The organism is Amycolatopsis sp. PSD-21, assembly GCF_055561455.1.
The window spans coordinates 173,362-187,875 of the sequence record NZ_CM145712.1; the positions used below are offsets into that span (position 1 = coordinate 173,362).

The 14,514-nt window shown below is 69.4% G+C and carries 17 protein-coding genes; 5 read left to right on the forward strand and 12 right to left on the reverse strand.

All coding sequences use genetic code 11. The features are described from left to right. Positions 1 to 27: 27 nt before the first annotated feature. From ACZ1DY_RS00870 to ACZ1DY_RS00890, 5 genes are all read left to right on the forward strand, one after another. Positions 28 to 423, forward strand: coding sequence for a hypothetical protein (locus tag ACZ1DY_RS00870; protein ID WP_465483323.1), 396 nt, complete (start codon positions 28 to 30; stop codon positions 421 to 423). Between the two features lie 74 nt (positions 424 to 497). Then, entirely contained in the window at positions 498 to 1,316 is an 819-nt protein-coding gene (locus ACZ1DY_RS00875; protein ID WP_465483324.1) for a DNA glycosylase family protein, read from the forward strand. Further along, on the forward strand, positions 1,294 to 2,754 hold the full coding sequence (locus ACZ1DY_RS00880) for a B12-binding domain-containing radical SAM protein (RefSeq protein ID WP_465483325.1): 1,461 nt from the start codon (positions 1,294 to 1,296) through the stop codon (positions 2,752 to 2,754). The genes ACZ1DY_RS00875 and ACZ1DY_RS00880 overlap by 23 nt, the downstream gene beginning before the upstream one ends. Further along, positions 2,751 to 3,392, forward strand: a complete 642-nt coding sequence (tmk, locus tag ACZ1DY_RS00885; protein ID WP_465483326.1) for a dTMP kinase — start codon at positions 2,751 to 2,753, stop codon at positions 3,390 to 3,392. The genes ACZ1DY_RS00880 and tmk overlap by 4 nt, the downstream gene beginning before the upstream one ends. Before the next feature lie 101 nt (positions 3,393 to 3,493). Then, the gene (locus ACZ1DY_RS00890) at positions 3,494 to 3,925 is read left to right on the forward strand and encodes an NUDIX hydrolase (protein WP_465483327.1); all 432 of its coding nucleotides are present in this window, start codon (positions 3,494 to 3,496) and stop codon (positions 3,923 to 3,925) included. Positions 3,926 to 3,933: 8 nt separating this feature from the next. On the opposite strand, the gene ACZ1DY_RS00895 is transcribed toward ACZ1DY_RS00890, so the two are convergent. The 12 genes from ACZ1DY_RS00895 to ACZ1DY_RS00950 form a co-directional block, all read right to left on the reverse strand. Further along, positions 3,934 to 4,551: a hypothetical protein gene (locus ACZ1DY_RS00895; RefSeq protein ID WP_465483328.1), complete on the reverse strand. Its 618-nt coding sequence runs from the start codon at positions 4,549 to 4,551 to the stop codon at positions 3,934 to 3,936. Beyond that, a complete protein-coding gene (locus ACZ1DY_RS00900) occupies positions 4,551 to 5,594 on the reverse strand; it encodes a hypothetical protein (RefSeq protein WP_465483329.1) in 1,044 nt (347 codons plus the stop codon). The genes ACZ1DY_RS00895 and ACZ1DY_RS00900 overlap by 1 nt, the downstream gene beginning before the upstream one ends. A 12-nt stretch (positions 5,595 to 5,606) precedes the next feature. Next, positions 5,607 to 5,909 (reverse strand): hypothetical protein, encoded by a 303-nt coding sequence (locus tag ACZ1DY_RS00905; protein WP_465483330.1) that lies wholly within the window; start codon positions 5,907 to 5,909, stop codon positions 5,607 to 5,609. After that, positions 5,896 to 6,246 carry a hypothetical protein gene (locus ACZ1DY_RS00910; protein ID WP_350573061.1) on the reverse strand — a complete coding sequence of 117 codons (351 nt, stop codon included), beginning with the start codon at positions 6,244 to 6,246 and terminating at the stop codon, positions 5,896 to 5,898. Before ACZ1DY_RS00910 ends, ACZ1DY_RS00905 begins: the two co-directional genes overlap by 14 nt. A gap of 3 nt (positions 6,247 to 6,249) precedes the next feature. Then, positions 6,250 to 6,558 (reverse strand): hypothetical protein, encoded by a 309-nt coding sequence (locus ACZ1DY_RS00915; protein ID WP_465483331.1) that lies wholly within the window; start codon positions 6,556 to 6,558, stop codon positions 6,250 to 6,252. A gap of 2 nt (positions 6,559 to 6,560) precedes the next feature. Continuing rightward, positions 6,561 to 7,574, reverse strand: a complete 1,014-nt coding sequence (locus ACZ1DY_RS00920; protein WP_465483332.1) for a glycoside hydrolase family 25 protein — start codon at positions 7,572 to 7,574, stop codon at positions 6,561 to 6,563. 4 nt (positions 7,575 to 7,578) lie between these two features. Beyond that, on the reverse strand, positions 7,579 to 7,965 hold the full coding sequence (locus ACZ1DY_RS00925) for a hypothetical protein (RefSeq protein ID WP_465483333.1): 387 nt from the start codon (positions 7,963 to 7,965) through the stop codon (positions 7,579 to 7,581). A 71-nt stretch (positions 7,966 to 8,036) separates the two neighbouring features. After that, complete coding sequence (locus tag ACZ1DY_RS00930; protein WP_465483334.1) at positions 8,037 to 8,783, reverse strand: hypothetical protein; 747 nt, start codon at positions 8,781 to 8,783, stop codon at positions 8,037 to 8,039. After that, complete coding sequence (locus ACZ1DY_RS00935; RefSeq protein WP_465483335.1) at positions 8,783 to 9,916, reverse strand: hypothetical protein; 1,134 nt, start codon at positions 9,914 to 9,916, stop codon at positions 8,783 to 8,785. The genes ACZ1DY_RS00930 and ACZ1DY_RS00935 overlap by 1 nt, the downstream gene beginning before the upstream one ends. Then, positions 9,916 to 11,115 carry a hypothetical protein gene (locus ACZ1DY_RS00940; RefSeq protein WP_465483336.1) on the reverse strand — a complete coding sequence of 400 codons (1,200 nt, stop codon included), beginning with the start codon at positions 11,113 to 11,115 and terminating at the stop codon, positions 9,916 to 9,918. The genes ACZ1DY_RS00935 and ACZ1DY_RS00940 overlap by 1 nt, the downstream gene beginning before the upstream one ends. Before the next feature lie 15 nt (positions 11,116 to 11,130). Further along, positions 11,131 to 12,015: a phage tail family protein gene (locus tag ACZ1DY_RS00945; RefSeq protein ID WP_465483337.1), complete on the reverse strand. Its 885-nt coding sequence runs from the start codon at positions 12,013 to 12,015 to the stop codon at positions 11,131 to 11,133. Next, positions 12,015 to 14,411 carry a phage tail protein gene (locus tag ACZ1DY_RS00950; RefSeq protein ID WP_465483338.1) on the reverse strand — a complete coding sequence of 799 codons (2,397 nt, stop codon included), beginning with the start codon at positions 14,409 to 14,411 and terminating at the stop codon, positions 12,015 to 12,017. Before ACZ1DY_RS00950 ends, ACZ1DY_RS00945 begins: the two co-directional genes overlap by 1 nt. Positions 14,412 to 14,514: the final 103 nt, after the last annotated feature.

The window sequence follows — 14,514 nt, forward strand, 5'->3', positions numbered from 1 at the left end:
CGTCGTTCTCTGACTGTGGGGTGTTCTATGTCTTCCGTTACGATCATCGGCGCCGTATTCGTTGTTGCGCTCGCGGTTTGTGCCGTGTTGTTCCTGCGATGCTTCGCTTTTGCCTCGAGTTCCGGTCGGCACGCCCTCGGTGTTCTGCGGGAGGATCAGGTATGTCCGATTGAAAGTCCTGAGTTGGGCGAAGTGGTTCTTGCTCCGGTTGGGCCGGAAATCATCGACGATTACGGTGTCGGGTTGAGTGTAGATGACGACTATCCATCCGACTTCATTGGCGCGAGGCCGTACCTCGAGGAGTACTGGCGTACGTCGGGTCGGCACCTGGTCGACCAGACAATAGAATTTGCGGCCTTCGCGTGGGCCGACACGGACGACGAATACGAAAGCGTCAGCGGCCAACTCGAGTTGGTCGCGTGACACGCACGCATCGTCAAGTCGGGCGAGCGCCGCCCGCGCGAGAATGCCGGGAACCAACGCGAGAAGGGCCGAACGTGCGGCAACCGAACATGATGCTTGACCATCCCGGATGGCTGCGTGGCGACGACGGGCGCGCTCGGCGCGTGCTCAGGTCGGCCGGCTCGGTGTGGTCGGTGATCTGTACGCCGGTGGCCGCTGGCGGGCACCTGGTCGACCTTGTCCGGCTCGCCGGTGACACGGACGTCGCGCCGGTCGTCGACACCGTCGACCCGCGAACGCTGGTGGGCGACGCGGTCGTGTGCGAGCCGCTGCGGGCCGATGGCCCGGTCGCGCGCGTGCGGACCTCGGACGTGTGGGAAGCGCTCGGTACTGCGGTCACCCGCCAAGTGATCAAGGCTGCGACCGCACGCGAGAACTATCGCCGGTTCTGCGAAACCTACGGCGAGCGGTACGACACCGCGGCCGGCCCGGCGTGGTTGTTCCCCCCGCCTGAGACTGTGCTCGCCCTGTCCGACACCGAGTTCGACGTGCTGCGGATGAAGTTCTTCCGCGGCGGCTTGCGCTCGGCCGCCGAGGCGAGCCTCAAGGCGGCCGACGACTGGGCAGGCATGACGGGCGAGCAGCTCGTCGCCGCGGTGCAAAGCGTTCGCCGGATCGGCCCTTGGACGGCCGGCGCCACGGTCGCCGACGTCACCAACGACTACAGCCTCTATCCCTTCGCCGACCTCGCCGTGCGCACCTGGGCGGGCAAGCTCGCCCCTTCGGTCGACTGGCCGAAACCCGAACCTGAGTTCGGGCGGTTGTGGCAAGCGATGGCCGGCGGGCAGTTGTCCGAGTGGACGCTGCTCACCCTCGCTTGGGGAGTTCGACATGCAACCGGAGTTGCCCTCTGACCTGATCGCCGGCGCCGACCTCCGCCGAAAGATCGACATCCTGTTCGTCAACGCGCCATTGCGCGACTACGACGAGCGCCCGCGGGTGAACGACTTCACGTTGCCGGTGCTCGGCATGGCCTACATCGCCACCTACGCGGCCGCACAGGGGTTCAACGTCGGCGTGCTCGACGCCGAGGCGCACGGGCTCGGCATCGAGCAGACTGCCCGCCTGGTGAACGCGGCCGCGCCGCGGTGGGTCGGGTTCAACCTGCTAGCCCCGACGTACGAGATCAGCGCCAGGATTGCCGAGCGGCTCGACCGCGACATCATGCTCATGCTCGGCGGGCACCAGGCGAAAGCCATGCCGACCGAGATCCTGCTCGACCAGCGGATGAGCCAGTGCGAAGCCCTGGTGATCGGCGAAGGCGAGACGCGAGTCGCCGCCTTGCTCGACGACCACAAGGGGCGGACCGAACTGCCCGGGGTGATGTGGCTCGACCCCATCATGCGCGAGCCTGTCACCGGCGGAATCGGGAAGAACGGGCATCACCTGGTGCCGGACATCAACGCGTTGCCGTTCGTCGACCGCGGCTACCTCACGCAAGACCCGCACCGCGACAACGGACGCCTTGAGGCGAACATGGTCGGCGCCCGGGGTTGTCCCTACGACTGCTCGTTCTGCGGCGCCGCGGTCTCGGCGAACCCGGATATCACCATCCGCACCCGCGACCCGCACAACATCCTCAACGAGATGGACGAACTTCGCGGAACCGGTGTGAACGCGTTCCGGTTCGTCGACGACCTGTTCCTCGGCGTCCCCCGCGTCATCAAAACGATGATGACCGCGTTCACCGCGGACCACGTCGGCGACTGGGCGAAGTGGGACGCAACGGGCCGAATCAACGTGTTGAACCGCATGAGCGACCACATGCTCGACACCCTCGCCGTGAACGGGCTGCGTGAGGTCGCGCTCGGTGTCGAGTCGGGCAACGCGCGGATGCTCGAGCGGATCGACAAGCGCATCACTCCCGACATGGCGCGCTCGGTGGTGGAGCGGCTCACCATGCGCGGGGTCAACGTCAAGGGCTATTTCATCCTGGGGTTTCCGACCGAGACGCGTGCCGAGATCGACGACACGGTGCGGCTGGTTCACGACCTGTGGGACCTCACCGACAACCAGCCGGGCGGGTTCCGCGCCTCGGCGTTCGAGTACCGCCCGTACCCGGGTACGCCCGACTGGGGCGAGTTGATGAAGTCCGGGAAGTTCACGGCCGAGCAACTGCTCAACTACAGCGCCGTTGACCTCACATCCGACGGCGTCGACGAGTCGATGCGCGAGCGCGACGAGTTCAATTTCTCCGTCAACATCCAGTTGAGCGAGGCGCCCATCGACTACGTCCGCCGCAACCTCGTCACGATCTCCCGTGCGCAGTTCGACCGGAAGGCGGCCGCGTGACCACCACTCACCGCGGGGCGTTCGTCACCCTCGACGGACCGGCCGGCGTTGGCAAGACCACGACAACCCGCCTGGTGCGCGAGTACCTCGGCAAGCGCGGGTACAAGGTGCACGCGACGACCGAGCCGTCGCACGGTGTGCTCGGCAAGACGGCCCGGCATGGCACCGACACCTACCGCGGGTACACGCTCGCGTGCCTGGTCGCTGCCGACCGGTATCACCACATCGAGACCGAGGTGCGGCCCCATGTGCAAGAGGGGTACATCGTCGTGTGCGACCGCTACGTCGCCTCGTCCTACGTGCTGCAACGCATGGACGGCGTCCCGCTCATGTTCGTGGAGGCGATCAACTCGGCTGCCGACCGGCCCGACCTCGCGTTCATTTTGCAAGCACCGCCCGACGTGACCGCGGCACGAGTCGCCGCTCGTGGTGCTCACGACCGATTCCACGCCGGCGAGGAAAGCAGCAAGCTCGAGAGCGGGCTGTACGAAGAAGCTGCGAAGCGGCTCACACAGTGGCGGTATCCAGTCGTTGCCGTCGACACCGGCGAGGCTGGGCCGGTTGACGTCGCGACGTACCTCACCAACCGAATCGCCGACTTGGTAGACGGTTCCGCCGTCGACTCAGCAACGGCGTAGCCTGCCTGCGAGCCCGCCGGCGCGGGCGGGCTCGCAGGCTCAACACCGCCACCTCGTGAGGATCTTGCCGGATGCCAGACGGCCAACACACCATCATTGACGTGCACGTCTTGCTCGTTCGCGGTGACGAGCTGCTACTCATCCGGCGCCGAGGCGACTACGGCGGGGGCATGTGGCACTTGCCGTCGGGCAAGCTCGACGCCGGCGAATCGCTGCCGGCCGCTGCGACGCGAGAGGCAGCCGAAGAGGTCGGCGTGCTCGTCGACCCGGCGGACCTGCGCCACGTGCACACGGTGCACGTTGCGAACTCCGGACCGGTGCCGCGCCTCGGCGTGTTCTTCGAGGCTCGCCGTTGGTCGGGGGAACCGCGCAACCGCGAGCCTGAGAAATGCTCGGCGGTCGAGTGGTTCCCGCTCGACGACCTGCCCGACGACGTGATCCCGTACCCGCTCGCCGGCATCCGCGCCTACCGCGACGGCGACTCGTTTGGCCTGCTCGGCTGGCCTGCGCCGCAACGACCGATGCTCGTCTGACCGGCTGCTCAGCGCAGCGAGCCCCAGAACTTCTGATTTGCCCTGGTCCACACGGCATCGTTGAGGTTGAGCGTCAACGGCAAGGGCGCGACTTGCCCGGAGCGGTACACGCTGTACGGGGTTTCGTTGAGCAGCGCGGATGCGCCGGCGCCGGTGGCCGGCGTGGTCGAGGCGAGCCTCGGCGCGGTCCCGCTGCCGGTGGTGAGGCCGGCGAAGGCGACGGCGTCGCCGCGGTTGACGGGGACCGTGCCGAGGTTGACCGACTTCATGCCGGCGGTGGCTATCCAGCTCAGCCCGGACACGGTGACCTTGCGGTCGAGGCTGGACACGGTCGGCCCGACGTAGACGCCGAAGTCAAACCCGGTGAGCCCGGTGTGCACGGCATAGACGCAGAACTTCGCCAGGGTCGAGGCGAGCGAGCGCGACGCGATGGTCGCCCACACGGTGAGGTAGCCGGGCGAGAGGGTCTCGCCCCAGATGGCATCGGCGCGTCGGAGTGTCGAGACCTGGTCGCCGTAGAGCGTGGTGTCGGTGGCTTGTGCTTCGGCGGTGGGTAGCTGCCCCATCGTGGCGACGTCGACCCCGTCGACCGGGGCCGGTCCGCGGTACTCGAGTGCGCCGGCCACTACCCGACCACCACCACGCGGTAGGTACCGGCGCCGCCGAACGAAAGCGCGACGTTGTCGGCGTCGGTGAGGTCCACGCCGGTGAGCACGAGCGCCGGGGTGGTGGTGCTGATGTCGTAGACCGAGACGTCGACGAACTGATTTCCGAGTCCGTGCCGGATGGTGACCGGGCCGGCCGCGGTCGGGGTGACGTTGGCGATGACCTTGCGGGCGACGACGGCGGTGTCGACGGCGACGGCGTCCACGGTGACCACGATGCCGGGGCCGGCGCCGACGGCGATCGTGTCCGCGCCGACGGCGAGCAGGCCGGCGCCGGCGAGGGTGAAGCCGTCCGACCCGGTGCCGTAGACGGCCCACGTCTGCCCGGTCTCGCCCGGGGTGATGCTGCCGTTCGTGGTGAGCAGGTAGAGCCGGTCGCCGTTGGTGGCGCCTTCCTCGACGGCGACGACGGCTCCGCCGCGCAGGTCGCCGGGGCTGTCGGCGTCCGCGGCGCGCGCCCACGCGCCCGCCTTGGCGAGGTAGATGCCGTTCTCGACCGGGTCGGCCTGCGCCTTGACGAGCACCCGGTCATCGGCGTTCGGGGTGATGCCGTCGACGGCGGCGAGCCCGGTGCGGGTGACGGGGCCGGTGGTGGCCAGGCGCACGGCGGCTTTGAACGAGACGCCGGCGGCCGCGGCGGCTACGGCGTCTTGGAGCTGCCCGTACGTGGCGAGGTCGCCGGCGGCCGAGCCCGGGGCGGCGTTGGTGATGCGCTGGGCGCCGGCGTTGACGGGCGCGGTGGGGGCGGCGAACTCGTCGAGCCGGTAGCCGGTGACGGTCGCGCGCAGGTCGGACACAGTCGAGGCCGGCTGGTTGCCGGTGTGGTTCGCGCGGGCGGTCGGGTCGATCCAGTTGCCGGCGGCGTCGCGGATCTTCAACCGGCCGTTGTGGTAGATGACCTGCGCCTCGGCGCCGGCGGGCAGGCTGGCGACCTTGTGCGCGACCAGGTTGCGGGCTTCGTTGAGCCCGTGGTCGGTGTGGGTGCCGAACTTCAAGTCGGCCATGTTCGGGGGCTCCTAGCTCAGGTAGGCCACGCCGGAGCACGGCGCGGAGAACTCGATGCGGACGTGTCCGGCGGCCGGGTAGGTGACCACGCCGAGCAGCGGCTCGCCGGTGGACTCGATGACGTGCACGCCGGCGGGGGTGAACGAGAGCGGATGGAAGATGTTCCAGACCGCGGCGGCGATGGTCTGCTCGTGTCGGTGGCCGAACTCGAGGACGTCGCCCGGCTCGCCGGGCGGGGCGGTGTCGATGGGGGCGCCGATGGCGAGCCAGTCGAGCGCGACCGGCGGGCCGGCTTCGGGCTCAAGGGCTGTCACGGGTCACCCCCCGAGACACGCGCACGGTGCCCTCGACGATCCGGGCGACGCGGCCGGTGGGGTCGATGAGCAGCACGTCGAAGACGCCGGCGAGCCACGGCCAGGCGCGCGAAGTCGCCGCGGTCACGGTGAGCGTGACCCGCGAGTCGGCGGTGCTGGCGTTGCCGGCCGCGGTCGACCACTCGTGCAGCACGTCGCCGGCGTCGATGCGTTCGCGGACCTGCGCGCGCACGGTCCACCCGGAAAGGTCGAGCGGCCGGCCACCAGAGGTGACCGGCCACGCTCGACCCCACTCGGCGCCCTTCTCGATCACGACGTCGTCGTGCAGGGCGGGCACGGGCTACTCCTGCGGGTAGGTGGGTGGGCGGGTCGAGCCGAGCAGGAACCGCGCGAGCCAGCTCGGCACCCGCGGCTCGAGCCAGCGCAGGCCGGCGTACACGGCGCCGAGCACGATCGGCACGGCGGCCGTCTGGCCGAGTCCGTTCGCCGGCTCGACCAGCCAGGCGGGCAGGCCGAGCGCGACCAGGTAGGCGACGCCGGCCGACCAGAGCCCGGGAACGATGGTGCGCACCCACGACGTGACGCGGTCCGAGCGCAGCCACGCGGCGAGCCGCTCGCCGAGCTGGCGCTGCGGGGTGGGTTCGGTCATGGTCACTTCGCCTTCTGCGGGAACGAGTAGCCAAGCCGGCCGTTGGTGACGTTGCCGGCGGCGTCGCGCGAGCGGTACCGGAGCGCGATTCCCTCGATGCCGCTGGGCACCTGCCAGTAGTTGCGCTGCCGGTCGGCGAGCCGGCCGCCCGTCGGGGCGGTGCCGGTCAGGCCCACGAGCTTGAGCCCGCTGCCGATGGTGACGACCTCGTACTCGACCTCACCCCACGCGGCAAAGATCGTGAACCAGGCGTCGCCGACCACCGTCGAGTTGACGTTGCTCTCGAACGGGAGCGCAACGTAATTCCAGTCGGCCGAGTGGGGCAGGGACACGGGGATGGCGGGCATATCGACCTCTTTCTCTGAATGGGATGAGGAACCGAGCAAGGCGGCGAACTGCTCGCGGGTGCCGTCGAAGGCGTTCGCGTCGACCGGTGCGTGCCCGGCGACGGTGGCCGAGCTGGTGAACTGGAGCAGCGGCACGGACAATCCGCCGTAGCCGAGCCAGAAACGGCCCGGGATGCGCTGGTAAATCTGGGCCGGGGTGCCGCCGTTGTAGTCCAGGTAACGGGAACTCCACAGCGGGGGCAGTCCATCGAGCGCGGGCGCGCCCCAGGTCTGCCAGTACCAGCGGGGAAGGTAGATCAGGGGCGAGCGGTAGCCGGCGGCGAGCACCTTGCCGTACAGCTCGCGCACCAGCGCCAGGGATGGCGCGCTGACTACCTTGCCGTTCTGCTTGATGGATTCGACGTCGAGAATCAGCGGGACGTCTTTCGGGACTACGCGGGCGATGTTCGCGAGCTGCGCGGCGGTCGAGGAATCGCTACGTACGAAGTGGTAGGCGGCCACGATCAGGCCGGCGTCACGGCCGGCGGCGAGGTTGCGCTCGAACTGCGGGTCGCGCCACGTGTTGCCCTCGGTGGCCTTGAAAATCGCGTAGGCGATGCCCTCGCGGGCGGCGCGCGCGAGGTCGAACGAGCCGCCCTGGTGGCGGCTGATGTCGATGCCCCAGAGCATCGGATCACCTCTTTTCCTTTGCTGGCTTGGTGTTCGGGGTGTCGGCGACGGCGTTCTCGACGCGGTCGATTGCGTCGCGCAGGCTCGCGCCGGAGTTGGGGCGTAGTTCGTGCTCGACGCGGTCGACCCGCTCGACCAGGCCGCGGACGTCATCGCGGGTCGCGGCGCCGTCGGTTTCAATGGCGGATATGCGTTCCATGACGCCGGGGCGTGCGGGGACGCCGTCGCGTTCGGGCTCGCCGAACCAGTCGTCGGCGAAGTGCACGAGCTTGCGCAGGCCGCGGCCGGCGTTGCGGCCGGCGGTCCAAATGCGACGGATGATCAGATAGGCGGCCACAGCGACACCCGCCGTCCCGGCGATGTCGAGCGCCGTCAGGTCGGCGAGGTTCACGGGGGCGGTTTCCTTGCTGTGTCAGGGCATGACGAAATGGCCGCGGGTCGCGGCAGGCCGAGCGGACAGGGTCAGAGGAAGTAGCAGCCGAGGACTTGACAGGCCAGGACGCCGGAACCGGTGGCCGAGGCGGTCACCTCCACCTTGACCCAATCGCGCCCGACGAACTCGGCGACGCTGTAGCGGCCTTGCCGGGCGACGACGGCGCCGGCGTTGACGTTCCACGCGCCGACTTCGGTTCCGTCGAGCTTGAGTCGGTAGGTGATGTTCGGTTGGTCGTTGGCCCAACCCCAGACGCCATCGATGCTCATCCACGCGTGCGAGACCGACGCACGGCCTTCCCACAGCGTGGTTTCACCGGTGAGCCGTTGGGTGGAAATGCTCCAATAGCCGGTTTCGCCGAGGTCGGGGTCAGGCGAAAAGGTGTGCGGGATGAACTGCGGATAGAGCACGACTGGCAGCCACGGGCGGGCGAGGCCGACGCCGGTCTCGGCGCTGTCGGAGACGATGATGCGGCCCGACGAGTCGGTCATCGCCCAGTAGTCGCGGCCCCACTGCGACGAACCCGCGGTGTACATGAGGGTTGCGCCACCTTCGCGGCGAAGCACAAACCGTTGCTTGCCCTCGGAATCCGGGCCGACGTAGAGGATTTCGACACCGTCGGAATCGGTCATCTTGATGTAGCTGTCGTCGGCGAGGGTCAAGCCGCCGCGGGTGATGATGGCCGAGGACAAGCCAACTTTCTTGCGGACGGCGGCTACTTCGCGTTCCAGGGCAATGACGCGGTCGATGATGTTGGAAGGCTGGTTGACCTGCATTAGGCGGCGTCCTCAATGAGCGGGCTCATGGTGATGGTGACGGTTTCGGCGGCTTCACTCGGCGCGTACTGCGCGTCGACAATCCGCATGGCGGTATCCAGACCGCGGCGGATGAACTCGTCGCGGATGACGACACGGACGTCGTCGCCGGTGTCCCACTCCCCGACATAGGGCGCGCTGTTCCCGCGGACGGTGAGCGTGGGCAGCGCGACGGGCAGCCGGGCGACGAGTTGGTCGGCGTCGGCGTGGCCTTGCAGCGTGTCAGCGTCGGAAACGCTGGTGTAGCCCTGTTCCGACTCGAGCAACGGCCAGTGCTGCGCGTACTTGCCGACGTCCTCGGCGACGGCGATCGGGGTTCCCTCGGCCATGCCGTCGCCGCTGGCGAACGTGCGGGTTGCCATGCGGGTTGCGTCCGAGGGCCACGAGTAGTTGACGATGTTGCCGCCGGTCTCCCACACGTGCGCGGTCCCGGTCTGGCCGAGCCGCGGCGTGCCTACACGCATGACGCGACGGACGCGGCCGCCGGTGCCAGGCGTGACGCCGAACATGATGTCGGGGCCGTTGATCACCGCGGCGAGCTGGCGCAGAGCCTCGCCGACCGAGGTCAACTCGTGTCCGGTGTAGGTGCGGTCGCGGTAGATGAACGAGCGGGAGTCGTCGAACTCGATGCCGATATCGCCGCCGGCGTGCGTCTGCGCGAGCTGCACCAGTGCGCGGGCGAGGTCGTTTTGCTCGACGTCGTTCGCTGCCATCTTCACGCCGGCGACGTGGTCGAGTGGGAGCGGCGCGGCCGGCAGGACCGGGAGCACCTTGCGGTGATCGAAGTAGCTCCACCAGTCGGCGCCGGCCACCTCGACCTTGTGCGAGCTGCTGTCGTACTTGCGGGTCCAGATGATCCCGCCCCACATCGGCCGGTCGTCGCGCATCACGTAGAGCGCGCGGCGGGCCGGCATGGTCAGCTCGTACGGGTCGCGTCGCGTGCTCGACGGGTGCCGGGTGAGATCCCAGGTGCCGGAGAACTTCCCGGAGTCGTTCAACGGCTTGTTGTACTTGACGCCGGTGAGGGGCAGCTCGTCGAGCACGCGGCCGCTGCGCAGGTCGGCGACCAAGTAGGCGTAGGTGGGCAGCCGCATCACGGACCCCGCCACACCGCGGTAAACCCGCTGATCAGGTCGCCGGCCGATTCCTTGGTGACCGCGCTCGGTGCGCCAGAGTAGCCGTAGCACCGGATTTGCGCGCCCTTGTCGAGCCACCTCGACGTGTTGGCCGAGATGTTGTTGCCGCCGCCGGCAACGCTGTCCTTGGCGAACAGGTTGCCCGCGGACGAGCCGCCGATCATGGCGTACTTGTCGGTGTTGACGATGGTGTACCGCAGGTTCAGCGAGAGATCCCACCAACCGGGTTCTTCGATGGTGAACACTCCGCCGGCGAGCGTGATGCCGCCCGGGGGCCGGTTGACCTGCGGGAAGGTGAGCAGGGTCGGAGCGTTCGAGGTCGGCTGGTTGGTGGTGATCGTCCAGTCACCACCCGGGGTTGCTCCGTTGAGCATCGCGGCGTACAGCCACTTTTCGCCGTTCCAGCGGTACAGCCGGCCAGTGCTGGCGAGCACGGCGAGTTGCCCGGGGTACGGGTCTGTGATGTCGGCCAGGGCGCCCGCGGTCACCTGTCCGTGGACACGCCACGCGGCGCCGTCGTAAACCTCGGTCCATCCCTTGTCGATGCGGTAGACCGATTGCCCGGGGTAGGCGGTGAGCGCGTTGCGCGCCGCGACGCTGCCCACGGGCAGCAGGCCGCCGAGGGCTACCGTCCACCCGGGCGGTAGCGGGTCGATCATGGCGTCGGTGATCTTGTCCGCGCCGGCAGTCACCCGGACCCGGGCGAGGGTGAACCAGTCGCGCGAGCCGTCGACGACGGGGTCGCCGGGCGTCGCCGAGGCGGTCCCGCGCACGAGCCGAACCTCGAACTTCGTCGCGGTGTCGAGGTAGAACTCGTCGGACTGCTGCGCGATGACCAGGTCGTGACGGTCGTTGGCCGGGTCGGCCGGTACGGCGAGCACGTCGAGCGTCTTCGGGCTGTCCAGCGACACCAGGTACGAACCGATGCCGCGCGAGGCGCGGATGCTGCCTTGGAACGGCTCGACCACGATCGAGCCGCTTGCCGTGCCGGCCGCGTGCACACGGCCCGGGGTGCCGGGTCCGGGCCGGATGCCGTCGCGCGCGGTGACCCCGCTCGGCCCGGGAATGAGCAGCGCGGACACCGCGAGCCGGGCATCTTCGGTGGTGATCAGTGGCGCGGTGTCGGAACCGACGGCCCACGAATTCCTTTCAGGCATGGGAAAACCTCCGTCTCACATCGCGGTGTTGTGCACGGTCACCGACAGGCGCGAGTCGGAACTCGTTGCAGCAGAAGCAAAAACGGCTTGCATCTCACGGCCGGGTGGGAAGCTGAACCACCCGCGGGTGAACAGGCGGTCGGAGGCCGAGACGTTGCTGCCGACGAACAACACGGTTCGGGCGAGCGTGTCGACCTCGACGACTTGACCGGCCGGAATGATCCAGTCCGGATCGAACTCGAGGGCCTGCCCGGTGTCGCGCCGGGTGATCGAGGGACCGCGGACCGGGCCGGCGATGCGCCAGACCGGCCACGCCTCGGCCGTGCCGGTGTTGGTCCAGGTGATGACTCCGCCGCGGGCCGCCGCGCCGAACGGCATCGGGAACCGCACCGGGAAGGCGAGTCCGCCGGAGCCCACCGCGCCGAGCGTGGTCGAGGCGGCGTAGCCGGGCAGCTCAAGCAACCGCGGATCGGTGGCGACCCACTGCACCGCACCGGCCACGTAACCAGCGTCGTAGGCGAGCCCGGTCGGCACCGACCGGCGCGTGCACCGGGCGAGCGCCTGCCAGGTCCGGCCGGCGAGCCGGATCACGAGCGGTTCCTCGTCGGGGTTCTCCGTCGGCGTGGTGGCCGCGCGCAGCAGCTCGACGGCGGCCGCGTACTGCTCGCGCGTGGCGCGCCGCGCCGAGATCACGAACGAGTAGGTGATCGTGCGCGACTGCGCGAGCAACTGCCCGGGGAACGCGCCGTGTTGTCCGGGCCGATCGACGTCGCCGCCGCGCATCTGCGGCAGGTCGAGCCATCCCTCGAGGGCGCGCCATCCGTACGCCGTGCCGGCGCCGAGCAGGATGCCGCGCCACTCGAGTTGTCCGTCGCGGGTGATCAGGTCTCCGGCAGCCACTACCCACCCCCGCGGCTCAACCAGTCCAGCTCGCCGGCGATGTCGGCCGGCGACTGCGCCGGCGTCGCGTGGAACTGGTCAATGTGCACGGTGGGCCGGCTCGCGGTTGCCGCGTAGGCGCCGGCCGCGCCACCGGTGCCGGCGTTCGGCGCGCCGGCGAACGCGAGCGCCGGCGTGGTCAGGCCGGCCGCCATCGTGTCCGACACGCGCGTCGCGAGATCGGACGCCGAGCGCAGCGCGACGCCGGCCGCCTTGTCGATACCGCCGGCCAGGCCGGGCGGAATCCACCGGCCGATTCCGGCGAACACCGTCGACGGCGAGTTGATCCCCAAAATGTCTTTAGCCCATCCCGGGAGCAAGTCACCGAAGAACCCAAGCACCTTGTTTTTGAGCCAGCTCGCCGCATTCTGAATCCCGTTCCACAAACCGGTGAGCAAGTCGCGTCCCGCGTTTAGGAGAAGCGAGCCGAAATTGCCGAGTCCGTCGAGTACGCGCCCCGGCAAGCCGCGTAGCCAGTTGACCAGCTCGGCCGCCTTGCCGATCGCAGCCCGCGTTAGATCTCCGAACCAGGTGGCCACTTTCCCCGGCAGGGAGCCGAGCCAGGCGACCGCGTCAAGGACCCAGTTCACCGCGGTACGGACACCGGCAACGATGGTGTCCCAATGCTTGATGATCAGCCCGGGAAGTGACCAGTTCAAGAACAGATTGACGATGAAGTCGACCGCGCCGGAAATGAAATTTCCGATCCAATCGAGCGCGGCGCCAATCGCGTTCTTGATCGTGTCCCAATTCGAGATGATCAACACGGCGAGAAGCGCGACGGCCGTTGCGATCAAAATAAACGGGTTGGTCATCATCGCTACCCGCAAGGCGTTAAAAACCGTTGTCACTGAACGAAAAGCGGTCGAGAGGCCACCGATAAGCGTCGTGAGCGGACCGGCGGCCACGGCGACGGTGGCAAACCCGATCGCCAACGGGCCGAGCCACGTCATGTTGTCGGACAGGAAACCGGCGAGCATCGCCAGAAGCGGGCCGGCGACCTGGAGTGCGGCGGCGAGAACGGTGCCGATCTGGCTCGCGAGCGTGGCCAGACCGGGAGCCAGGGCGACGACGGCGGGCTCGAGCGACGTCACGGCCGAGGCCAGTCCGCCGGCCAAGCTCTGCGCGACCGCGGCGACCACCGGGGCCAGGGCGGCGAGCACGCTGCCCAGCGGCGCGACGGCGGGGGCCAGGGACGCGAGCGCGGCGCCGAGCTGCGGGCCGAGGGTGGCTAGCGCCGGGCCGACGTCGGAGACCAGAACGCGCCCGATCTCGGCGAACACCGGGGCCAGGCCGTGGCCGGCCGCGGCGATACCGCCGAAGACCTGTTGTAGCAGGGTGGCGCCCTGCGCGGAGGTGAGGAAGTCCCGCACGGCGCCGGTTGCCTGCACGAGCACGTCGAGGGTCGACGCGCCGTTCGTCGACATCGCCGAGAAGACGGCCGAGATGATGCCGCCAACGTTGCCGGCGAGCTGGCCGAGCTGCTGTAGCGCATTGAGTCCGTTGCGCATCCACGCCTCGAGCTGCCCGGACTCGCGCGCCGCGGCGATGAACGCGGCGAACCGCTCGGCGGCCGAGCCGGCACCGGTGGTGAGGTCGGCGAACACGGTCGAGCCGACGGCCGCGACGTCGCGGAAGACCTGCGCGAGTGGCTGCGTGACCTCGGCCAGGTTCGACACCGCGGTCGAGCTGTTGTCGAAGATCGTCGCCACGTCGCGCCCGGTCTGCGCTTCGCGCAGGAACGCGGCCAGGCCGGCGGCGCCGACGCCGAAACTCGAGGCGACGTCGGTCATACCGCGCTTGAGAATCGGGAGGTACTGCGCGCCGAGCTGGCGCACCACGTCGCCCATCTCGGAGAACAGCTCTTGCTGTACCGAGCGTTTGACCGCGTCCCACGCCGGCGCCAAGTCGCGCACGGCGTTCGCCGTGTCGCGCGCGGCGGGGGCGAGTTTCGCGGTGGCCTCGGCGAACTTCGCCGGATCGTCAATCGCCTTCAAGGCGTCGCCGAACCCGGACAACCCGACCTTGAGCGAAGCGAGCGCGGCACCGCCGGCGACCGCGGCACCGGGCAGGATCAGCAGCGCGCCCGACGCGGTGACGATGCCGCCGCCGAGGGCACCGAGCGCGCCACCGGCAAGGTTCGCGGCACCGGCGAGCGCGCCGACCCTGAGCGCGCTCGCGCCCGCGGAGAGCGCCAGGTCGCGCGCAGACTTGCCCGCGCGCATGAGCGCGTTGTCGTAGACGTCGGTGTCCCGTGCTGCGGCGGCGAACCGGGCGCGGGCCTGCGCGAGCTTGCCGGCGACGCCCTTGTCGTCGATGCGCAGATACCCGACAAGCTCGCCGATGGTGAGCGCCACGCGACCACCCCCGCCCGCTGCTCGTCAGGGGCGGGGGCGGTCAGCCTCCGGGTACAGCGCGCGACGTAGCCGGCTCGCGTCGGTGGAGAACAAGCCGGCGATG